Genomic DNA, 20,250 nt, shown 5'->3' on the forward strand with positions numbered 1-20,250 from the left:
CCCAGCGCGAACATGTTCTTGCTGCGCTCGGCCTCCTTACGGGTGAGGTCGAAATCCTTCAGCGCCTGGACCGTCAGCGTCGTCAGCGGCACCGGGTGGAGCTGGTAGCCGTCCAGCGAACCGTCCTCCAGCGGCGAGACGTCGTACCCCACCTTCTGCATCGCCCGCTTGGTGAACTCGTCCGTATTGACGATGATCTCCGCGCCGCGTGGCACATCCCCGATGTTCGCCTTCAGCGCCGCCGGGTTCATCGCGACCAGGACATTGGGCGCGTCGCCGGGCGTGAGGATGTCGTGGTCGGCGAAATGCAGCTGAAAGGAAGAGACACCGGGAAGGGTGCCGGCGGGGGCCCTGATCTCGGCGGGGAAGTTCGGCAGGGTCGACAGGTCGTTCCCGAACGACGCCGTCTCCGAGGTGAAGCGGTCCCCGGTGAGCTGCATTCCGTCACCGGAGTCCCCCGCGAACCTGATGATCACCCGGTCGAGGCGTTGTACGTCCTTCGCCCCGCCCGGTTTGCGCTGCTCTCCTACGACGGCTCCGTCGGCCTGTTCCGCTGCGCTGCTGACCTGGCTGGTCACTGAACTGGACCTCCCTCGAGGCGGCTGTCTGGGAGCGGCCTTCTCGAAGGCCTTCCCAACATCAACCCTACGTCCGCAAGGGGCGCCATCCCCGGGTCATTCGCACGACGATCACCGCTTCGTGGCGCTTCTACGCCAAGAGGTGACAGGCTTTCGACGGCCCGGACCGGCACGCTTGTCTCGCCCCCCGGTACTCGCCCTGAAGACGCACGGCGATTGCTCTGCGGTTCTGCCCGGTTCCGCCCTTCGAATGAATCGGTTTCGGCGCCGGTGCCGTCCGATCGCGCATTCGGACAGCCGTCGGTTCGTGAATTCGGATCATGAACTCGGATGACCAAGATCATGAATTCGACAGTCGGCCGAACGGGTCGGTGATCGGCCGGACGGTCGGCCTGATGGCCGACCGGACGCTCGGCCGGTCATGAATTCAGATAGGTGAGGACCGCGAGGACGCGCCGGTGGTCTCCGTCGCTCGGAGACAGCCCGAGCTTCAGGAAGATGTTGCTGACGTGCTTCTCCACCGCGCCGTCGCTCACCACCAGCTGCCGGGCGATCGCCGAGTTCGTCCGGCCCTCGGCCATCAGACCCAGCACCTCCCGCTCCCGGGGGGTGAGCCCCGCGAGCACGTCCTGCTTGCGACTGCGTCCGAGCAGCTGAGCGACCACCTCGGGGTCGAGCGCCGTACCTCCCCGGGCCACCCGCACCACCGCGTCCACGAACTCGCGCACCTCGGCCACCCGGTCCTTGAGCAGATAGCCGACACCGCGGCTGGAACCGGCCAGCAGTTCGGTGGCGTAGCGCTCCTCCACGTACTGCGACAGCACCAGCACCCCGAGTCCGGGATGCGTCTTGCGCAGCTGGACCGCGGCCCGCACCCCCTCGTCGGTGTGCGTAGGCGGCATCCGTACGTCCGCCACCACGACGTCCGGGAGCTCGCCCGCCGCGTCCAGCTCCGTGATGGTCTTGACCAGGGCGTCCGCGTCCCCGACCCCGGCGACGACCTCGTGCCCGCGGTCGGTCAGCAACCGGGTCAGCCCCTCCCGCAGCAGCACCGAATCCTCGGCGATGACCACCCGCACCCTGTCCTCCACGATCTTCGGCCCCCCACAGCCCCGCGTCCCGGACGCGTCCGGGCGGGCGCCGTACCCCCACCGGGTACCCGCCCGCTTCGACACGTCCAGCATTCCAGCATTCGGAGCCGCCCGCGCCCGGGCGACGGGAACACGTGCGCGACACGCCGGGTTTCGTCCTCTCGTCCTCTCGGCCCCGCTCCCCCTCGGCCGACCGGAGGGGGGCAGGCTGGAGAAGGGGGACGGTGAGGGGAAATGGACGGGCGGGTCAGCCACGCCAGGGCAGCTCCGCCGTCACCCGCGTCGGTCCTCCGGCCGGCGAGTCCACCAGCAGGATCCCGTCCACCGCGTCGAGCCGGCCGGCCAGCCCCGCGAGACCCGACCCCCCGGACGCGTCCGCCCCGCCCACGCCGTCGTCCACGACCTGGAGCATCAGCCGGTCCTCCACCCGCCACACGTCGACCGAGGCCGCCCGCGCCCCGCTGTGCTTGCTGATGTTCTGGAGCAGCTCGGAGACGGTGAAGTACGCGATCCCCTCGATCGCCTGCGCCGGCCGCTCGGTCAGGTCCACGTCCACCCGCACGGGCACCGTGCAGCGCGAGGCGACCGAGGACAGGGCGGCGTCGAGCCCGCGGTCGGTGAGGACGGCGGGGTGGATGCCCCGGGCCAGGTCGCGCAGCTCCTGAAGGGCCGTCTTCACCTCACCGTGCGCGTTGTCCACCATCCGCGCCGCCTCCCGCGGATCCTCCGTCAGCTTCTCCTTCGCCAGCCCGAGGTCCATGGCCAGCGCCACCAGCCGGGCCTGCGCCCCGTCGTGCAGATCCCGTTCGATGCGCCGGAGGTCGGCCGCCGCCGTGTCGACCACGACCCCCCGGTCCGACTCCAGCTCCACCACCCGCGACGCCAGCCGCGACGGCCCCAGCAGTCCGTGCACCAGCAGCCGGTCCACCTGCGTCAGCGCCCGGACGATCCACGGCGTGGCCAGCGTGAACAACAGGCCGACCAGCGCCGTGACGGTGATCTCGAACGGGTTGTCCAGGTAGATCCGGTGCTGCTCGTCGCCGTACAGCTGGAGACCGCCCTGACCGCCGTACATCGGGAAGACCCAGAACCACAGCGGGTACGTCAGCGTCGCCCACCCGTACGTCCAGAACGTCACCGCGACACAGAACGAGAACACCGCCCAGGGGAAGTGGATCACCGCGTACAGCAGCTGCCGCCACGACGTGCCGCTCTTCATGAGGGCGGTCATCCAGGCCCACGCGCCGTGTCCGCGCGTCCGCAGCGGCTCGGGGTCGCCCACCTCCAGGCCCAGCAGCCCGCGGGCCCGCGCCCGCTCCAGCGCCCCGAGACCACGGCAGCCGGCCAGCCCCGCCGCCAGCACCGGGATGCCGATGAAGGTCACCAGCAGCCCCGCGCCGACCGAGATCATCGTGACGGCGTACGTGAACAGCAGGATGCTGATCGGCAGGCTCAGCAGGATGTACGCGAACTCACGCCAACTGCGCGCCTCGAACGGCGCCCGCAGCCCGGCCGGCACCCGGTGGCGCCGCTCCCCGTGCCCGTACATCTGCCGGTAGTCCTGCCCGTAGCCCTGTCCGTACTCGCTGCCCTGCCCGTACTCGCTGGCCATCGGTGTCGTCCATTCTGCTCGTCGGCGGGTCGCCTGTCGTACCTCCACCCTGCTCGACCGCAGGTCAGCGGACCATGGAGGTCGTCGGCGTCTTGGACGGGGGGTTTTCCCTACCCCAGCCGTGCCCCTCGACCGCCCTCGCCCCGCCGGTCCACCTGCGACCGCTCCCGCCACGGCAGTTCCGCCGTCACCGTGGTCGGACCGCCCGGCGGCGAGTCGACGACGAACAGGCCGTCGACGGCGCCGAGGCGGTCGGCCAGACCGCGCATACCGCTGCCGCCGTCCAGCCGCGCGCCCCCGCGGCCGTCGTCCCACACCTGGAGCATCAGCCGGTCCTCCGCCCGCCACACGTCGACGGAGGCCGTCCGCGCCCCGCTGTGCTTGCTGACGTTCTGGAGCAGTTCCGAGACGGTGAAGTAGGCGATGCCCTCGATGGCCGCGGCCGGTCTGGACCCCAGCTCGGCCGTCACCTTCACCGGCACCGTGCAGCGCGAGGCGACCGAGGACAGGGCGGCGTCGAGACCGCGGTCGGTGAGGACGGCCGGGTGGATGCCCCGGGCCAGGTCGCGCAACTCCTGAAGCGCGAGCTTCACCTCGCCGTGCGCCTCCTCGACCATCGCCGCCACGTGTTCGTCGGCCTGGCCCTCCAGCAGCTTCTCCTTGGCCAGACCGAGCCCCATCGCCAGATTGACCAGCCGGGCCTGGGCGCCGTCGTGCAGATCGCGCTCGATCCGCCGCAGGTCGGCCGCCGCCGTGTCCACCACGACCCCCCGGTCCGACTCCAGCTCGGCGATCCGCCGCTCCAGCTCGTCGGAGGGCGACAGCAGGGCGCGCACCATCGCCCGGTCCGCGTTGCTGAGCCCGCGCGCCAGATACGGCAGCACCGGCCACAGCACGAACAGCGAGGTCAGCGTGATGGCGAAGGTGAGGACGCCCCAGGGCAGCCGTATCAGGTCGTACAGCGCCGCGCGCCAGCCCACCGGATCCTTCAGCGTCATCCACAACCGCGCGAAGAACCCCGCCGTCCGCTCCAGCGGCAACGGGCTCGGCTCGTCGATCCGCAGCCCGAGCAGCGCCCGCGCCCGGCCCCGCTCGAACCGGCCCAGCAGCCGCGACCCCATCAGCCCGAGCGCCAGCAGCGGCAGCCCGATCACGGTGAAGGTGAGCAGGCCGCTGACGAACAGCGCCGTCATCACATACGTGAAGCCGAACACCGCCATCGGCAGGTTCGCCAGCAGATACGCGATCTCCTTCCACGTCTGCGGGTCGTAGGCGGGGCGGGCCGGGGGCAGGAGGCCGGCACCGTCGGCGGAGCCCTCGGAGATCTCGGAGCGCTCGGAGCCCTCGGTGTCCTGCCGGGTCACGTCTCTGCCCGGGGAGGGCGTGGCTGCGGTCATACGGGCTAGCGTGCCGCGCGGCGCGCCACAACGCCATGAGGTCCGCCACCGCGACGGACGGGGGAAAACCCCACTCCCGGATCCCGAGGTGTGACGGGCTGCTTACCGGCTCTTTATCAGGGCCTAGACTCCCGTGCGTACACATCGTCGAACACAGGGTTCACGAAGGTAACAGGGTCAGGGAGCGAGGGCGGACGTTGCCGGAGACGTTGCGGGACACGTTGCACGACCCGACCGTCGTCGTCGCGGCGGACTACTTCCAGTCCTATTCGGTCGTCGGGCTGCTCGCCGTCGTGGGCGTGCTGTTCGTCGCCGTGGCCTTCGGGGCGGGCCGTCTGCTGCGCCCGGTGGTCCCGACCCCCGAGAAGCTGATGACGTACGAGTGCGGTGTCGACCCCGTCGGCGAGGGCTGGGCCCACACCCAGGTCCGCTACTACGTCTACGCGTTCCTGTACGTCGTCTTCGCCGTCGACTCGATCTTCCTCTTCCCCTGGGCGACGGTCTTCGCCGACCATGGTTACGGCGCCACGACGCTGGTGGAGATGTTCATCTTCCTCGGCTTCCTGGCCGTGGGCCTGCTGTACGCATACAAGAAGGGCGTCCTCGCATGGACGTGACCCCCTCGCCCGCCGAGCCCGTGCCGCTCCCCGAGCCGAAGCGGCTGGGCGCCCTCGCCCGGCTGGCTCCCGAGCCGATGAAGGTGGTCCTGAACTGGGGCCGCCGCTACTCGCTCTGGGTCTTCAACTTCGGCCTCGCCTGCTGCGCGATCGAGTTCATCGCCGCGTCGATGGCCCGCCACGACTTCATCCGGCTCGGCGTCATCCCCTTCGCGCCGGGCCCGCGTCAGGCCGACCTGATGGTGGTCTCCGGCACGGTCACGGACAAGATGGCGCCGGCCGTGAAGCGGCTGTACGAGCAGATGCCCGAGCCGAAGTACGTCATCTCCTTCGGCGCCTGCTCCAACTGCGGCGGCCCGTACTGGGACTCCTACTCCGTGACGAAGGGCGTCGACCAGATCATCCCGGTGGACGTCTACGTTCCCGGCTGCCCGCCCCGCCCCGAGGCCCTGCTCCAGGGAATCCTGAAGCTCCAGGAGAAGATCGCGCGCGAGTCGCTGGCCGAGCGCTACGGGACCGCACGGCCCTCCGCGGCCGCGCTCCAGAGCGGACTGGTGCAGCCGCCGCCGACTCCGTCCCCTGCGGCCTCGTCTTCGGCGACTCCGTCCTCGGAGGCCGCGTCTCAGGAGGCTTCATCCCCGGAGGTCGCGTCTCAGGAGGCTTCGTCCCCGGAGGTCGCGTCTCAGGAGGCTTCGTCCCCGGAGGTCGCGTCCCCGGAGGCCTCGTCCCCGGAGGGGGAGGACCGATGACCACAGTGGGCTGGCTGCCCGCCCCCGCCGACCGACTCTTCGGCGCGGAGGCGACCGCCGAGGAGTCGTACGAGGTCCTGACGGTCGACGTACCGCCGGCGTCCTGGACCGCCGCGCTGCGCGTCGCCCGCGACGAACTGGGCTGCACCTACTTCGACTGGCTGAGCGCCGTCGACGAACCGGGCACCGGCTTCCGGGTCTCGGCCCACGTGGCCGCGCTGTCCCCGGTGCGCCGGCTGCTGGTGCGTACGACCGTCCCGCACGAGTCCCCGGCCCTGCCGTCCGCCGTGGACGTGTACGCGGGCGCGGCCTGGCACGAGCGCGAGACCCACGAGATGTTCGGCATCGCCTTCGAGGGCCACCCGGCACTGGACCATCTCCTCCTCCCGGAGGGCTTCGAGGGGCATCCGCTGCGCAAGGACTTCGTCCTGGCGGCTCGGGTCGCCAAGGCCTGGCCCGGCGCGAAGGAACCCGGTGAGTCGGAGCACGGCGGCCCCAAGCGCCGTCAGATGCTTCCCCCCGGCGTCCCCGACCCGAACGAATGGGGCCCCCTCAAGGGCCAGCTCCCCCCTGCCCCGGCCCGCCCGGCCCGCGCCGCGGGCCGCCCCACCGGCGAACGCCCGGTACGCCGCGCCCGCACGGCATCGGAGGGCTCGGCCGGCCAGGCGGCGGCGAGCCCGGCCGCTGGTGGTGCGGAGACGCCGGTGGACGCGCCGACGCCGGGCACCGCCCGACGGACACGGACCGCCACGGGCGGGTCCGCGTCACAGCGCTCGGGGGCGACGGAGGCGACGGAAGGCTCGACGGCTTCGGAGGTGGCACGGACGACGGAGGCCACGGAAGCTGCGGCAGCTTCGGAGGTGGCTGGGCCGACGGAGGCTTCGAAGGCTTCGGAGGTGGCTGGGCCGACGGAGGCGACGGCGGCTTCGGCTTCCGAGGGCACGCCCGATGCGGCGCGTCCCGCGAGTCCTGCGCGTCCCGCGGGACCGCGCCGTGCGCGCACGGCCACCGGAGGTTCCGCGTCCCAGCGAGCCGAGACCCACACGGCCCCAGCCCCGGAACAGGCCTCCGAACAGGCTCCGGAACGGACCCCGGCGACGCCCTCTCGGCGGCCGGTCACCGGCTCCCGCAGCCCGGATGCCCCGTGGCATCACGCCCGTCCCGCTTTCGAGGAACCGGAGGCGGAGCCCGCGCCGGAGACGGAGCGCGGCCTGAGGCCGGAGGTGGAGCGCGGCCCGGAATCGGCGGCAGAGCGTGGCCTGAAGCCGGAGGCAGACCCGGCCCCGGCCCAGGGGTCCGCGACCAAGCCGACGCCGACGTCGAAGGCCGCGCCCGCCGCGAAGCCGACGCCGGCGCCGGAGTCCGCGCCCGCCCCGGAGTCGAAGCCGGCCCCGGACTCGCACCCGGCCCCGGAACCCGAGTCGGAGCAAGCGCCCCCGTCGGACGCGTCCGCTCCCGAAGAGCCCACACCGGACGACGACCGAGCCCCCGGCGACCCCAACCCCGACACGGGCACTCCCGATACGGGCACCCCGGACACTCCCGCCCCCGATACGCGCACTCCCGACAAGCCCACCCCCGGCGCCCCCACCGACCCCCAAGGAGGCCCGCAGTGAACGACGTGCTGGATGTCGCCCTGCGACTCCTCGTCGTCTTCGGCGTCTTCCTCACCTTCCCCCTGATCGTCGGTCAGACCGAGCACAAGGTGATGGCCCACATGCAGGGCCGCCTCGGCCCGATGTACGCCGGTGGCTTCCACGGCTGGGCCCAACTCGTCGCCGACGGAGTGAAGTTCGCGCAGAAGGAGGACGTGGTCCCGGCGGGCGCGGACCGCCGGGTCTTCCAGCTCGCCCCCGCCGTGGCCCTCCTGCCGTACCTCCTGGTCCTCCTCGCCATCCCGATCGGTCCGGGCGAGGGCGCCGTCGGACAGGTCGTCGACGCGGGCATCTTCTTCGTGCTCGCCGTGATGGGCGTGGGCGTCCTCGGCTCCCTCATGGCCGGCTGGGCCTCCGCCAACAAGTTCTCCCTCCTCGGCGGCCTGCGCACGGCCGCCCAACTGCTCGCCTACGAACTCCCGATGCTGCTCGCCGCCGCCTCGGTCGCGATGGCGGCCGGCACGGTCTCCCTCCCCGGCATCGTGGACGCCTTCCACTGGTGGTGGCTTCCCTGGCAGCTCACCGGCGCGTTCGTCTTCTTCATCGCCGGCCTGGCCGAACTCCAGCGCCCGCCCTTCGACATGCCGGTCGCCGACTCGGAGATCATCTTCGGCGCGTACACCGAGTACACCGGTCTGCGCTTCGCCCTCTTCCTCCTCGCCGAGTACGCCGGAATCGTCGTCCTGTGCGGCCTGACCACCGTCCTCTTCCTGGGCGGCTGGCACGGACCCTGGGGCGCCGACGGCCTCGGCTGGGTGTGGACCCTGCTGAAGACGGCCGTCCTCGCCTTCGTCGTCATCTGGCTCCGCGTCACCTATCCCCGCCTGCGCGAGGACCAGCTCCAGAAGTTCTCCTGGACCCTCCTGGTCCCCCTCTCCCTCGCCCAGATCGCCCTCACCGGCATCGTCAAGGTGGTGATCTCCTGATGGCTCCCATCCCGGGCTCCGGGCTGGCCAAGGGCCTGGCCGTCACCCTCCGCACGATGACGAAGAAGACGGTCACCGAGCAGTACCCGGACACCCTGCCCGACCTCCCGCCCCGCACCCGCGGCGTGATCGGCCTGTTCGAGGAGAACTGCACGGTCTGCATGCTGTGCGCCCGTGAGTGCCCCGACTGGTGCATCTACATCGACTCCCACAAGGAGACGGTCCCGGCCGCCGCCCCCGGCGGCCGTGAGCGCAGCCGTAACGTCCTCGACCGCTTCGCCATCGACTTCTCCCTGTGCATGTACTGCGGTATCTGCATCGAGGTGTGTCCTTTCGACGCCCTGTTCTGGTCCCCGGAGTTCGAGTACGCCGAGACCGACATCCGCGAACTCACCCACGAACGCGACAAGCTCCGTGAGTGGATGTGGACGGTCCCGGCCCCGCCCGCCCTCGACCCGGCCGCGGAGGAACCGAAGGAGATCGCCGCCGCCCGCAAGACCGCCGAGAAGCTGGCCGCCGCGCAGACCGAGTCGAACGAGCGAGAGAGGGAGGAGTCATGACCCTCGCCGCCGCCGGTCCGCACGGCTTCCTCTCCCCGACGGGCGTGGAGATCGCCTTCCTGCTCGTCGGCCTGGTCACCTTCGGCGCCGCGCTCGTCACCGTCACCACCCGGCAGCTGGTGCACGCCGCCCTGTGGCTCGTGGTGACCCTCGGCGGCCTCGCCGTCGAGTACCTCCTGCTCACCGCCGAGTTCATCGCCTGGGTGCAGGTCCTCATCTACGTTGGTTCCGTCGTCGTCCTCCTCCTGTTCGGTCTGATGCTCACCAGGGCCCCCATCGGCCGCTCCCCGGACGCCGACTCCGGCAACCGCTGGGCCGCCCTCGCCGTGGCCGTCGCCGCCGCGGCCGCCCTGGTCTGGGTCGTCGTCGACGCCTTCCGCGCCACCTGGATCGACCTGGCCGGCGAGCCCGCCGGCACCACCCGCGTCACCGGCGAGAGCCTCTTCCAGAACTGGGTCCTCCCCTTCGAGGCCCTCTCCGTCCTCCTCCTCGCCGCCCTGGTCGGCGCGATCGTCCTCTCCCGCAAGGCGAAGGCGACCGCGGCCGCGACGGCGACCGCCGCCACGCGCACCCCGACGCCAGGCGGGGGTGACGCGCCCGCCTCCGCCGGTGCAGGCGCCGACAGGGCTTCGGCCGGCGCCGACAGGGCTTCGGCCGGCGCCGACAGGGCTTCGGCCGACGGCGACAGGTCATCGGACACTGCCGGCAAGGCATCGGACAGTGCCGGCAAGGAAGGCGTCCGCTGATGCACCTCGTCTATCCCGCCGTGCTCGCCGCCCTCCTCTTCTGCACCGGCCTCTACGGTGTCCTCGCCCGCCGCAACGCGATCCTGGTCCTGATGTCGGTCGAGCTGATGCTCAACGCCGTCAACCTCAACCTGGTCGCCTTCGACGTCTGGCTCAGCCGCACCGCCGAGGAGACCCTGCACTCCGGCCAGGCCCTGACCCTGTTCACCATCGCCATCGCCGCCGCCGAGATCGGCATCGGCCTGGCGATCGTCCTCGCCGTCCACCGCAACCGCGGCACCGCGGACATCGACAAGCTCCGCGACTCCGCCGAGGGACACGAGAGCGACGGCCCCGACAACGACGCCCCCGCGGCCGAGAAGGCTGAGGCCACCGCGTGACCACGACCACCCTCGCCGTCCTCGTCCCCCTCCTGCCGTTCCTGGGCGCCGTGGCCGGTCTGCTCCTGGGCCGCACGGACCCCGGCTTCGTCCGCCCGCTGGCCGTCCTGCCGACCCTCGGCGCGCTCGTCCTCGCGGTACTGGTCGCGGTGCGCCAGGGCGGCGGCCAGGCGATCGACGCCGCCACCGAGCTCACGCCGACCGGCTCGGTCCCCGTCGAAATCGCCCTGCACATCGACGGCTTCGCCGCCCTCGTCGCCGTCCTCGTCGCCTTCGTGGCGAGCTGCGTGCAGATCTACTCGACGGGCTACCTGCGTGACGACCCGCGCTACGCCTCCTACGCCGCCCTCGTCTCCCTGTTCACCTCCGCGATGCTCCTGGTCGTCTACTCCGGCGATCTGATCGTGCTGCTGGTCGGCTGGGAAGTCATGGGCATCTGCTCCTACTTCCTGGTCGGCCACTACTGGGAGACCCCGGAGGCCCGCGCCGCCTCGCTCAAGGCCTTCCTGGTCACCAAGCTCGGCGACGTCCCCTTCCTCATCGGCCTGTTCGCCCTCGCCACCGACGCCGGCTCCTTCCGGATCACCAAGATCCTCGGCACGGTCGCGAGCGGCGGGATCGACCACCCGACACTGGTCGCCCTGCTGCTCCTGGCCGGTGTGGCGGGCAAGTCGGCGCAGTTCCCGCTGCACACCTGGCTCCCCGACGCGATGGCGGGTCCCACGCCCGTCTCCGCGCTGATCCACGCCGCGACCATGGTGGCCGCCGGTGTCTACTTCGTCGCCCGTCTCCTCCCGCTGTTCCAGGCCTCCTCGGCCGCGATGGTCGTCCTCGCCGTCATGGCCGCCGTCACCATGGCCGGATCGGCGCTCGCGGCGCTCGCCCAGGACGACATCAAGCGCGTCCTCGCCTACTCGACGATCAGTCAGCTCGGCTACATGACCGGCGCCCTCGCCGTCGGCGACCGCGGTGCCGCCGTCTTCCACCTCCTCTCGCACGGCGCCTTCAAGGCGCTGCTGTTCCTCGCGGCGGGCGTGGTCATCCACGCCGCCGGCACCAACTCGCTGGCCGCGATGGCCCGCATGGGGGGACTGCGCGACCGTGTCCCGGACGCCTACTGGACGATGACCGTGGCGCTCCTCTCCCTCGCCGCGATCCCGCCGTTCAGCGGCTTCTTCTCCAAGGAGTCCGTCCTCGCCGCCGCCGAACACGTCACCACGGGCCACACCGAGCAGGCGCCCATCGCCGCGGGCTGGACCGTCCTCGTGGCCGGCCTGCTCACGGCGCTGCTCACCGCCGCGTACGCGGCCCGTCTGTGGCTGCTCGCGTTCCGCGGCCGGGGCGCCGAGGTCGCCGACCACGGCCGCCAGCCGCTCACCATGACCGTCGTGCTGTGGGTGCTCGCCGTCCCGTCCCTCGCTTTCGGCGGCCTCGCGTACACATCGCTACCGGGCTGGTTCGACGGCGGCTCCCTCACCCCGACGCTCACCACCTCCATCCTCGGCACGGGCCTCGCCCTGGTCGGCGGACTGACCACCTACGGCGTCTGGCAGGGCACCCGGGCCCTCGCCGCCGACGTCCCCCTGGGTGCGGTCGCCGCCCACCCCGAGGGCGACGCCGGACTCGTCGAGGCCGAGGCCATCGCCGGCCACGAACCCGCCTACGGAGACGTGGCCTACGCGCCCGATCCGGCCGATCCCGGCCGTCTCCTGCTCGGCCCGCTGTACCGCCACGCGGCCGTCGGCTTCCATCTCGACGCGGTGTACGACGTGTTGTTCGTCCGCCCCGTCCAGGGCGCGGCGAGCCTCGTCCGGTTCCTCGACCGCGAGGTGGTCGACACCTACGTGCGCGGCGCGGCCGCCCTACCGCGCTGGCTCGGCGCCGCCGTACGGCGTGCCCAGACCGGCAATGTGCAGACCTATGTGAGCGCGCTGCTCGCCGGTGCCGTCGTCCTGACGGTCGCCGCCGTCCTCGTCGCCACGGGAGCGTGAGCAGGCGTGATCGATATCAGCGAGTCCGTGATGCAGTTCCTTCTGGCGTTCGTCGTCGTCGGCCCGCTCCTCGGGGCCGCCGCCGCTCTGCTGCCGGCCCCGCCCGGACTGAAGGGGAAGTCGCCCGAGCAGGCCGTGCTGCGGCACGGCGTGACCGTCACCGGTGTCGTCCTCATCGCCGCGGTCGTCCTGGCGCTCGGCTTCGACCACGACCATCCGTCGAAGATGCAGGCCACGACGGACATCAGCTGGATCCCCGCACTCGACGTGCGGATCCACCTCGGCATCGACGGCATCTCCCTCCCCCTTCTGGTCCTGACCGCGCTGCTGACCTTCCTCTGCGCGCTGTACTCCTACTTCAAGATGCCCGCGGGCCCCGGCCCGAAGGCGTTCGTCGCGCTGCTGCTCGTCCTCGAGTCCGGCACGCTGGCGACCTTCGCCGTCCTCGACCTGCTGCTGTTCTTCCTCGCCTTCGAGACGGTCCTCATCCCGATGTACTTCCTCATCGCCCGCTGGGGCGGTGCGCAACGGACCCAGGCCGCCTGGAAGTTCATCCTCTTCACACTGCTCGGCTCCGTCGTCATGCTGCTCGGCCTGCTCCTGATCGGAATCAAGGCGGGCACATTCGACATGGTGGCACTCGCCACTGACAACGGCCGGTCGCTGACCACATCCGTGCAGGTCATCGCCGTTCTGGCGATCGGGATCGGGCTCGCGGTGAAGACGCCGATGTGGCCGCTGCACAGCTGGCTGCCCGACGCCCACACCGCCGCGCCGACCGTCGGTTCGGTCCTGCTGGCCGGTGTCATGCTGAAGATGGGTACGTACGGTTTCGTTCGGATTCTCCTGCCGATCGCGCCCGACGGCTTCCGCACCTTCGCGCCCTACCTCGCCGCCTTCGCCGTCGTCGGGATCGTCTACGGATCCCTGGCCTGCCTCGCCCTCGCCCGGCAGGGCGCGAAGGGCGACCTCAAGCGCCTGATCGCCTACTCCTCCGTCGGCCACATGGGCTTCGTCCTGCTCGGCATCTCGACGATGACCCCGACCGGCGTGAACGGCGCCCTGTTCGCCAACATCGCCCACGGACTCATCACCGGCCTGCTCTTCTTCCTGGTCGGCGCGTTGAAGGACCGCACGGGCACGACCGACCTCGACAGCCTCGCCGAGGAGACCGGTGCCGCGCTGTACGGCAGGGCCCCGCGTCTGGGCGGCCTGCTCGCCTTCGCCGCGGTCGCCTCGCTCGGCCTGCCGGGCCTCGCCGGGTTCTGGGGCGAGATGCTGGCGCTGTTCGGCGCGTTCAAGCCCGCCGCCGGCCTCAGCCGCCCCGCCTACCTCACCTTCATGGCGATCGCCGCGTTCGGCACGCTGCTCACCGCCGCGTACATGCTCATCGTGGTCCGGCGCGTCTGCATGGGCGCCCTGCCGCGGGGCGCGCGGGAGGCCCCGAGGCTCGCCGACGTCCAGACCTACGAGTTCGCGGCCTGGACCCCGCTCGTCGCCCTCACCGTCGTCGCCGGGCTGTGGCCGAAGGCCCTCCTCGGCCTGACCGACCCGGCCGTGCAGCAGCTCCTCGCAGGAGGCACCCGATGAGCTCCCTGGCCCAGCCCCTGGCGCAGTCCGCGGTCCAGTCGGCGGTGCAGTCCGTCGACTGGCTCGCGATCGCGCCGCCCACCCTCGCCGCCGTGGTCGCGCTCGCCGTCCTCGTCGCCGACCTGTTCCTCGCCGACGCCCGGAAGCCCGTCCTCGGCTGGGTCTCGGTCGCGGGTCTCGCCGCCGCGGCCCTCCTGCTGCTGCCCCTCCTGGACGGCGACCGCCGCACCTTCTGTCTCACCGGCGACGCGGGCGTGTGCAGCTACACGGTGGACCACTTCACCCTCGTCGTGCAGTTCCTGGTCCTCGCCGGCGCCCTCGTCGCGGCCCTGCTGTCGGTCACCACCCTGAAGGACGCCGACAAGGGGCTCCCCGAAGGGGAGTACTGGTTCCTGCTGCTCTCCTCCGCCGCGGGCGCCGCCCTGCTGCCCGCCTCCCGCGACCTCGCCACCCTCGTCGTCGCCCTGGAGGTCGCCTCCCTGCCCGCGTTCGCCCTCGTCGGCATCCGGCACGGCGACCGGAAGTCCTCCGAAGCGGCCCTGAAGTTCTTCCTGTCCTCGGTGACCGCGACCGCGGTCAGCCTGATGGGCATCAGCTTCGTCTACGCCTCCACCGGCACCCTCTACCTCACCCAGGTAGCCGACCGCATCCAGCGCGTCGACGGCCAGCTCTACACCCTCGCCCAGACCGGCGTCGTCCTCACCCTGGTCGGCTTCGCCTTCAAGACGGCCGCCGTCCCCTTCCACTTCTGGGTGCCCGACACCTACGTGGGAGCCCCCCTCCCGATCGCCGCCTACCTGTCGGTGGTCGGCAAGGCGGTCGGCTTCTCCGGCCTGATCCTGGTCACCGTCGTCGCCTTCCCGACGTACGCCCACGTCTGGGGGCCGGCCGTGGCGGCGCTGGCCGCCCTCACCATGACCGTCGGCAACGTCGGCGCCCTGCGTCAGCAGGCCACGCGCGCGTACAGCGCGGTACGCCTGCTCGCGTGGTCGTCGGTCGGCCAGGCCGGCTACCTCCTCGTACCGATCGCCGCCGCCGCGTACTCCGACGACGCCCGCAAGTCGGTCGGCTCCACGCTCGCGTACGCCCTCATGTACGCGGCGGTCAACCTGGGCGCCTTCGCGGTGGCCGCGCTGGTCGGCCGTAACCGGGCCCTGAACCGCGTCACGGACTACCGGGGCCTCTACGCCTCGAACCCCGTGGCCGCCCTGCTCCTGGCCTTCTTCCTGCTCTGCCTCGCCGGGCTGCCGCCGGGCGTCATCGGCCTCTTCGCGAAGGTCACCGTCTTCTCGGCGGCCGTCGACGCGGGCATGGGATGGCTCGCGGTGGTCATGGCCGTCAACGTCGTGATCGCGCTGTTCTACTACCTCCGGTGGACGACGCTGCTGTTCCGGGCCCCCGAGGGGCAGCCCGAGAAGCACCGCGTCCCGACCCCCCTCACGGCCGCGATCGCGCTGACCGGCGTCCTGGGTATCGCCCTGTCCGGAGCGCCGCAGCTGGTCCTGCGCTTCGCCGACACCGGGCTGTTCTGAGGCGACGGCGCACCACCGAGCCTGCGGGCGCCGCACCTCCGAAGCTGCGGGCGACGCACCTCCGAAGCTGCGGGCGACGCACACCGAGGCGGCCGACCCGCACCACCGAGGCGGCCGACGCGGCACGGGGTCCCGTCACCCGGACGGCCCACTCGCGCCGCCGCACGCACAAGGGAACTAGTCGCTCCCGCCTGGCGTTGACCAGTACGGGAGGGTCCACTGGATGTGACACCACGACACCAGTGGCATCGAAGACAGCAAGCAAAGGGTTCCCCTGCTGCACCACTTGGAGGGCGTACCGTGCACCGCCGGCACAACGGGCTCAGGACCGCAGTACTCCTCGGGGGACTGTCCGCACTCATCATCCTGATCGGCAGCTTCTTCGGCCGTACGGGACTGATCGTCGCGGTCCTCGTCGCCCTCGGCACCAACGCGTACGCGTACTGGAACAGCGACAAGCTGGCACTGCGCGCGATGCGCGCCCGCCCGGTGAGCGAGTTCGAGGCCCCGGCGCTGTACCGCATGGTTCGCGACCTCTCCACCCAGGCCCGTCAGCCCATGCCCCGCCTGTACATCTCCCCGACGGAGGCGCCGAACGCCTTCGCGACCGGCCGCAACCCGCGCAACGCGGCCGTGTGCTGCACCGAGGGCATCCTGCGCATCCTGGACGAGCGTGAACTGCGCGGAGTCATCGGCCACGAGCTCAGTCACGTCTACAACCGCGACATCCTGATCTCGTCGGTGGCCGGCGCCCTCGCCTCGGTGATCATGTTCCTGGTCAACTTCGCCTGGCTGATCCCGATCGGACGTTCGAACGACGACGACGGCCCCGGCATTCTGGGCATGCTGCTGATCATGATCCTGGGCCCGCTCGCGGCCACCGTCATCCAACTGGCCATCAGCCGCTCCAGGGAGTACGAGGCCGACGCGTCCGGCGCCCAGCTCACCGGCGACCCGATAGCGCTCGCCAGTGCCCTGCGCAAGCTCGACGCGGGCACCAAGCAGCTGCCGCTGCCCCCGGAGCCGCGCATCGAGACCGCGAGCCACATGATGATCGCGAACCCCTTCCGTCCGGGCCAGGGGGTCTCGAAGCTGTTCTCCACCCACCCGCCGATGGCGGAGCGCATCGCCCGGCTGGAGAAGATGGCGGGCCGCCGCCCGTAGGGCGTCGCTGCCGGGCTCCGGTCAGCGCCCGCCGAACCGCTGGTCCGTCGACACGACGTCACGGCCCAGCGGCATGAGGGAGATCGGGATCATCTTCAGGTTGGCCCAGCCGAACGGGATGCCGATGATGGACAGGAACAGCGGGATGCTGGTGATGAGGTGCCCCAGGGCCAGCCACCAGCCCGCGAAGATCACCCAGATCACGTTGCCGATGAACGACGGCGCACCGGCGTCGGGCCGCTCCACCGTGGTCCGTCCGAACGGCCACAGTACGAACCCGGCGATGCGCAGCGACGCGATGCCGAACGGAATCGTGATGATCAGAACGAAGCAGATCAGCGCGGCGATCGTGTAGGCGATGGCCATCCAGATACCGCAGAAAACCAGCCACACGATATTCAGCAGCAGGTTGAACAACTTCATGGTCGGTACCTCTCCCCAGGTGGCTCCGCGAACGCTGTCTGTCCTTGACAAGTATCAGTGGGCCAGACGTTCAACTGCGAGCCGCAGCGGCCTTGTGGCGTGATCGGGAACGTTCGGAGACGAACTCTTCCGAACGCCACGCACCCAGGCTCCCGCGCAGCCCGCAGCCCGCAGCCCGCAGCCCGCAGCCCGCAGCCCGCAGCCCGCAGCCCGGGGCCGGGCCGGGTCATGCGCCGGACCGGGTCATGCGCCGCACCCCATTGCCCCGTGCAACCGCCGGACGCCGCCCCGGCGTCTTCTTTGTCGACACGACAGGAACGGCACGAGGACGCACAGCCCGGCCGGACGAAAGTCACAGGGCCGGGCCTGTGCAAGCACGACATGGAAGGGCAGGTTCACGGCATGAGCATCATCAGCTGGATCATCCTGGGGCTGTTGGCCGGGGCCATCGCCAAGTTCCTGCTGCCGGGCCGTGACCCGGGCGGCTTCATCGGTACGACCCTCATCGGCATCGTGGGGGCGTTCCTCGGTGGCTGGATATCGGCCCGCTGGCTGGACCATCCGATCAGCAAGGACTTCTACGACGGCGCCACCTGGGCAGCGGCGATAGGCGGCTCGCTGGTGCTCCTGATCGCCTACCGCCTTCTGTTCGGCAACTCACGCGACTGAGTCCGGCACGCGTTCCGGTACCGCGGCCGGCAGCGGAGAAGGGTGGGCACCGACGGGCGCCCACCCCTCTCGTATGAGGCACGAGCACGAGCGACGCGCGACACGTGGCGCCCTGCGCGCGTCGACTACCGGTAGTTCACGAACTGGAGCGCGAAGTCGAAGTCCTTGCCCTTCAGCAGGGCGATGATGGCCTGGAGGTCGTCACGGCTCTTGGAGGTGACGCGCAGTTCCTCGCCCTGCACCTGGGCCTTCACGCCCTTCGGGCCCTCATCGCGGATGATCTTCGCGACCTTCTTGGCGTTCTCCTGGGAGATGCCCTCCTGGATGTCCGCGAAGATCTTGTACTCCTTGCCCGAGAGCTGGGGCTCACCGGCCTCCAGCGCCTTGAGGGAGATCCCGCGCTTGATCAGCTTCGACTGGAAGACGTCGAGGACGGCGTTCACCCGGTCCTCGGAGTTCGCCTCCATCAGGATCTTCTCCCCGGACCAGGAGATCGAGGCGCCCACGCCCTTGAAGTCGTAGCGCTGCGAGATCTCCTTGGCGGCCTGGTTGAGGGCGTTGTCGACCTCCTGCCGCTCGACCTTCGAGACGATGTCGAAACTGGAGTCGGCCATGTCCTGTGGCTCCTTGTATCCGGGGGCGTATCGGGTGCGTACCGGCTGTGTACCGGCATGCACGGGGCTGCCGCCGAGCCCGCCGGGGCCCTGGCCGCATCCGCCCAAGCCTAGCCACCCCGCTCCCCGTGGGAGGCGATCAATCGGGTGGCGAAGCACCCCTCCCCATCGGGTATTGTTTACGTCGTTGCCAGGGAGCATCGCCGAAAAGCGGTGCGAAGGGCAGCAAACCCGGCGGTGTGCCCGAGTGGCCAAAGGGAGCAGACTGTAAATCTGCCGGCTTAGCCTACCCAGGTTCGAACCCTGGCGCCGCCACAGGGAAACAAAGGCTCCGTGACCTGCCTTCTACGCAGGTCACGGGGCCTTTGTCATGCCGTCCGGCGATCGGCGTGCCGCCTCACGTTGTCTCGCGCCCGAACCTCCTGCCCGACCCGCGCGGGCGGGCCGTGGACGTCAGGGGTCAGGGGTCAGGTGTCGGGCGCCTGTGCGCGGTCGTCAGCCGGTCGCGGGGGCGCCTTTGTCGTCCTCGCCGGACCTGCCGTTCTTCCCGTTCTACTCGATCGCCTCCTCGGGCTCCGGTCCCGCCAGCTGCTTCACGTCCGCCTCGACGTCGTTGCGCGACCGGCCCTCGTCCTTGGCGTACTCGGTCACGGAGGCCTGTACGTCCCGTGCCAGGTCCCGCCAGGCCCGCCAGGCGGTCTCGTACGTGTCTGACTGCTGCTGCGTCCACTGCTCGGCCGTGGGGGCTCCGTAGGCGTCCCGCAGTTGCAGGACCCGTCTGTGTGCCTCGTACGCGGTGCGTTGTTTCGCCACGAGTTCCTCGAAGGTGTCTGCCACGTGCACGGAGCCTAGGGAGATGTCCGGACTTCCGCGCGTCGACGCCCGCGACCCGCCAGAGCTCCGCCGGTACGGCCGTATCGGCCGGCCATCGGTGCCGTCAGGTCCGGTGCAGGGCACACTGATCCCATGTCGTCCCGCCGCAGAAGCTGCCCCGAGTGCCGTCGCGAGATCGCCGTGGTCGCGGGCCGGTTCGCCCGGCACGATCCGCCCGGCGCTCGGGAGAACGGCGCCCTCACCTCATGCCCGGGCTCCCGCAGCGCCGCCCAACTCGGCGCGGCCCAGCCCGCGTTGGACGGGTACGCCGTGCCCGAGTTCCCCGGCCAGATGCCGCTGTTCTAGACCCCAGCGACCCGTACGGCCGTTCGGGGGACCCGGACCGGCGCCGACGAGGTCAGTTTCCCGCCACCGACTTCACCGCGACCGTCACCGGCGTCGACCCGCGGACCAGTTCCAGGACCAGACCGGTCGTCGCCGGGGTGTCCACCAATTCCGCCAGTACGGCGGCCACGTCGTCGCGCGGGACGGAACCGCGGCCCGTGTGCGCCTCCAGGCGTACCAGGCCGGTGCCGGCGTCGTCCGTCAGCGCACCGGGGCGCAGGATCGTCCAGTCCAGGGCGTCCAGGTTCTGCACGTACGCGTCGGCCTCGCCCTTGGCGCGCAGGTAGACGTCGAAGACCTCGTCGCCCTGGTGCGCCGCATCCGCGCCCATGGAGGACACGACCACGAAGCGTCGTACGCCCGCCAGGACCGCCGCGTCCGCGAACAGCACGGCTGCGCCCTTGTCCACCGTTTCCTTGCGGGCCACGCCGCTGCCCGGACCGGCGCCCGCCGCGAACACCGCCGCGTCCGCGCCCCGCAGAACGGCCGCGACCTGCTCGACCGAGGCCGACTCCAGGTCCAGCACGACCGGTTCGGCGCCGGCCTCCCGCAGATCGTCCGCCTGTTCGGCCGTACGGATGATTCCCGCGACCTCTTCCCCGCGCGCGGAGAGCAGCCGCTCCAGCCGCAGCGCGATCTGACCATGACCACCAGCGATGACAATGCGCATGTCTCCGACCGTACGCCCGGACGGCCGCATCCGCCGCACGACTTCAGCCACGTCACGCGCGTGCAGGG

Annotated in this window: 21 protein-coding genes and 1 tRNA gene; 14 read left to right on the plus strand and 8 right to left on the minus strand. The window is 71.1% G+C overall.

Going from position 1 to position 20,250, the window contains the following annotated elements; genetic code table 11:
* The 4 genes from ACFV0T_RS36310 to ACFV0T_RS36325 all read right to left on the minus strand — a co-directional run.
* Positions 1-578, minus strand: a 578-nt coding sequence (locus tag ACFV0T_RS36310; RefSeq protein WP_385788888.1) for a 2-oxoacid:acceptor oxidoreductase family protein, incomplete at its 3' end; no start/stop codon positions are given.
* Between the two features lie 419 nt (positions 579-997).
* A complete protein-coding gene (locus ACFV0T_RS36315; RefSeq protein WP_385788966.1) occupies positions 998-1,669 on the minus strand; it encodes a LuxR C-terminal-related transcriptional regulator in 672 nt (223 codons plus the stop codon).
* 247 nt (positions 1,670-1,916) lie between these two features.
* Positions 1,917-3,281: a sensor histidine kinase gene (locus ACFV0T_RS36320; protein WP_385788890.1), complete on the minus strand. Its 1,365-nt coding sequence runs from the start codon at positions 3,279-3,281 to the stop codon at positions 1,917-1,919.
* A gap of 110 nt (positions 3,282-3,391) precedes the next feature.
* Positions 3,392-4,678, minus strand: coding sequence for a sensor histidine kinase (locus ACFV0T_RS36325; RefSeq protein WP_385788891.1), 1,287 nt, complete (start codon positions 4,676-4,678; stop codon positions 3,392-3,394).
* A gap of 197 nt (positions 4,679-4,875) precedes the next feature.
* Between ACFV0T_RS36325 and ACFV0T_RS36330 the strand changes: the two genes are divergently transcribed.
* The 11 genes from ACFV0T_RS36330 (at position 4,876) to htpX (ending at position 16,588) form a co-directional block, all read left to right on the plus strand.
* Positions 4,876-5,295 (plus strand): NADH-quinone oxidoreductase subunit A, encoded by a 420-nt coding sequence (locus tag ACFV0T_RS36330; RefSeq protein WP_385788893.1) that lies wholly within the window; start codon positions 4,876-4,878, stop codon positions 5,293-5,295.
* Positions 5,286-6,044 carry an NADH-quinone oxidoreductase subunit B gene (locus ACFV0T_RS36335; RefSeq protein ID WP_385788895.1) on the plus strand — a complete coding sequence of 253 codons (759 nt, stop codon included), beginning with the start codon at positions 5,286-5,288 and terminating at the stop codon, positions 6,042-6,044. Before ACFV0T_RS36330 ends, ACFV0T_RS36335 begins: the two co-directional genes overlap by 10 nt.
* Positions 6,041-7,660, plus strand: coding sequence for an NADH-quinone oxidoreductase subunit C (locus ACFV0T_RS36340; RefSeq protein ID WP_385788897.1), 1,620 nt, complete (start codon positions 6,041-6,043; stop codon positions 7,658-7,660). Before ACFV0T_RS36335 ends, ACFV0T_RS36340 begins: the two co-directional genes overlap by 4 nt.
* Positions 7,657-8,625, plus strand: coding sequence for an NADH-quinone oxidoreductase subunit H (locus ACFV0T_RS36345; RefSeq protein WP_385788899.1), 969 nt, complete (start codon positions 7,657-7,659; stop codon positions 8,623-8,625). The genes ACFV0T_RS36340 and ACFV0T_RS36345 overlap by 4 nt, the downstream gene beginning before the upstream one ends.
* A complete protein-coding gene (locus ACFV0T_RS36350) occupies positions 8,625-9,185 on the plus strand; it encodes a NuoI/complex I 23 kDa subunit family protein (protein ID WP_385788901.1) in 561 nt (186 codons plus the stop codon). The genes ACFV0T_RS36345 and ACFV0T_RS36350 overlap by 1 nt, the downstream gene beginning before the upstream one ends.
* Positions 9,182-9,931, plus strand: a complete 750-nt coding sequence (locus ACFV0T_RS36355) for an NADH-quinone oxidoreductase subunit J (protein WP_385788903.1) — start codon at positions 9,182-9,184, stop codon at positions 9,929-9,931. The genes ACFV0T_RS36350 and ACFV0T_RS36355 overlap by 4 nt, the downstream gene beginning before the upstream one ends.
* On the plus strand, positions 9,931-10,311 hold the full coding sequence (gene nuoK, locus ACFV0T_RS36360) for an NADH-quinone oxidoreductase subunit NuoK (protein WP_385788905.1): 381 nt from the start codon (positions 9,931-9,933) through the stop codon (positions 10,309-10,311). Before ACFV0T_RS36355 ends, nuoK begins: the two co-directional genes overlap by 1 nt.
* Positions 10,308-12,302, plus strand: a complete 1,995-nt coding sequence (locus ACFV0T_RS36365) for an NADH-quinone oxidoreductase subunit L (RefSeq protein WP_385788906.1) — start codon at positions 10,308-10,310, stop codon at positions 12,300-12,302. The genes nuoK and ACFV0T_RS36365 overlap by 4 nt, the downstream gene beginning before the upstream one ends.
* 6 nt (positions 12,303-12,308) lie before the next feature.
* Positions 12,309-13,892 carry an NADH-quinone oxidoreductase subunit M gene (locus ACFV0T_RS36370; protein ID WP_385788907.1) on the plus strand — a complete coding sequence of 528 codons (1,584 nt, stop codon included), beginning with the start codon at positions 12,309-12,311 and terminating at the stop codon, positions 13,890-13,892.
* Complete coding sequence (locus tag ACFV0T_RS36375; RefSeq protein ID WP_385788909.1) at positions 13,889-15,424, plus strand: NADH-quinone oxidoreductase subunit N; 1,536 nt, start codon at positions 13,889-13,891, stop codon at positions 15,422-15,424. The genes ACFV0T_RS36370 and ACFV0T_RS36375 overlap by 4 nt, the downstream gene beginning before the upstream one ends.
* A gap of 300 nt (positions 15,425-15,724) precedes the next feature.
* A complete protein-coding gene (gene htpX, locus ACFV0T_RS36380) occupies positions 15,725-16,588 on the plus strand; it encodes a zinc metalloprotease HtpX (protein WP_385788910.1) in 864 nt (287 codons plus the stop codon).
* Between the two features lie 21 nt (positions 16,589-16,609).
* On the opposite strand, the gene ACFV0T_RS36385 is transcribed toward htpX, so the two are convergent.
* On the minus strand, positions 16,610-17,011 hold the full coding sequence (locus tag ACFV0T_RS36385) for a YccF domain-containing protein (RefSeq protein ID WP_385788911.1): 402 nt from the start codon (positions 17,009-17,011) through the stop codon (positions 16,610-16,612).
* Between the two features lie 402 nt (positions 17,012-17,413).
* Here ACFV0T_RS36385 and ACFV0T_RS36390 point away from each other — a divergent pair, with 402 nt between their 5' ends.
* Positions 17,414-17,680 (plus strand): GlsB/YeaQ/YmgE family stress response membrane protein, encoded by a 267-nt coding sequence (locus tag ACFV0T_RS36390; RefSeq protein ID WP_385788913.1) that lies wholly within the window; start codon positions 17,414-17,416, stop codon positions 17,678-17,680.
* Between the two features lie 125 nt (positions 17,681-17,805).
* On the opposite strand, the gene ACFV0T_RS36395 is transcribed toward ACFV0T_RS36390, so the two are convergent.
* Complete coding sequence (locus ACFV0T_RS36395) at positions 17,806-18,294, minus strand: YajQ family cyclic di-GMP-binding protein (protein ID WP_385788915.1); 489 nt, start codon at positions 18,292-18,294, stop codon at positions 17,806-17,808.
* Between the two features lie 233 nt (positions 18,295-18,527).
* On the opposite strand from ACFV0T_RS36395, the gene ACFV0T_RS36400 reads away from it, so the two are divergent.
* Positions 18,528-18,609, plus strand: a tRNA-Tyr gene (locus ACFV0T_RS36400).
* 237 nt (positions 18,610-18,846) lie between these two features.
* Here the strand turns inward: ACFV0T_RS36400 and ACFV0T_RS36405 are convergent.
* Positions 18,847-19,131, minus strand: coding sequence for a hypothetical protein (locus tag ACFV0T_RS36405; RefSeq protein ID WP_385788917.1), 285 nt, complete (start codon positions 19,129-19,131; stop codon positions 18,847-18,849).
* A 129-nt stretch (positions 19,132-19,260) separates the two neighbouring features.
* Between ACFV0T_RS36405 and ACFV0T_RS36410 the strand changes: the two genes are divergently transcribed.
* Entirely contained in the window at positions 19,261-19,473 is a 213-nt protein-coding gene (locus tag ACFV0T_RS36410; RefSeq protein ID WP_385788919.1) for a hypothetical protein, read from the plus strand.
* A 52-nt stretch (positions 19,474-19,525) separates the two neighbouring features.
* Here the strand turns inward: ACFV0T_RS36410 and ACFV0T_RS36415 are convergent, their stop codons facing one another.
* On the minus strand, positions 19,526-20,182 hold the full coding sequence (locus tag ACFV0T_RS36415; RefSeq protein WP_385788921.1) for an SDR family oxidoreductase: 657 nt from the start codon (positions 20,180-20,182) through the stop codon (positions 19,526-19,528).
* Positions 20,183-20,250 lie beyond the last annotated feature (68 nt).

The sequence above is a fragment of the Streptomyces sp. NPDC059582 genome, assembly GCF_042735715.1.
Lineage (GTDB): Bacteria > Actinomycetota > Actinomycetes > Streptomycetales > Streptomycetaceae > Streptomyces.

Bases quoted from the DNA above. Each gene is read 5' to 3' on its own strand.
- ACFV0T_RS36320 (WP_385788890.1), bottom strand. From the start codon at position 3,281: ATGGCCAGCGAGTACGGGCAGGGCAGCGAGTACGGACAGGGCTACGGG.
- ACFV0T_RS36325 (WP_385788891.1), bottom strand. From the start codon at position 4,678: ATGACCGCAGCCACGCCCTCCCCGGGCAGAGACGTGACCCGGCAGGAC.
- ACFV0T_RS36335 (WP_385788895.1), top strand. From the start codon at position 5,286: ATGGACGTGACCCCCTCGCCCGCCGAGCCCGTGCCGCTCCCCGAGCCG.
- ACFV0T_RS36340 (WP_385788897.1), top strand. From the start codon at position 6,041: ATGACCACAGTGGGCTGGCTGCCCGCCCCCGCCGACCGACTCTTCGGC.
- ACFV0T_RS36350 (WP_385788901.1), top strand. From the start codon at position 8,625: ATGGCTCCCATCCCGGGCTCCGGGCTGGCCAAGGGCCTGGCCGTCACC.
- ACFV0T_RS36355 (WP_385788903.1), top strand. From the start codon at position 9,182: ATGACCCTCGCCGCCGCCGGTCCGCACGGCTTCCTCTCCCCGACGGGC.
- nuoK (WP_385788905.1), top strand. From the start codon at position 9,931: ATGCACCTCGTCTATCCCGCCGTGCTCGCCGCCCTCCTCTTCTGCACC.
- ACFV0T_RS36375 (WP_385788909.1), top strand. From the start codon at position 13,889: ATGAGCTCCCTGGCCCAGCCCCTGGCGCAGTCCGCGGTCCAGTCGGCG.
- ACFV0T_RS36385 (WP_385788911.1), bottom strand. From the start codon at position 17,011: ATGAAGTTGTTCAACCTGCTGCTGAATATCGTGTGGCTGGTTTTCTGC.
- ACFV0T_RS36390 (WP_385788913.1), top strand. From the start codon at position 17,414: ATGAGCATCATCAGCTGGATCATCCTGGGGCTGTTGGCCGGGGCCATC.
- ACFV0T_RS36395 (WP_385788915.1), bottom strand. From the start codon at position 18,294: ATGGCCGACTCCAGTTTCGACATCGTCTCGAAGGTCGAGCGGCAGGAG.
- ACFV0T_RS36410 (WP_385788919.1), top strand. From the start codon at position 19,261: ATGTCGTCCCGCCGCAGAAGCTGCCCCGAGTGCCGTCGCGAGATCGCC.
- ACFV0T_RS36415 (WP_385788921.1), bottom strand. From the start codon at position 20,182: ATGCGCATTGTCATCGCTGGTGGTCATGGTCAGATCGCGCTGCGGCTG.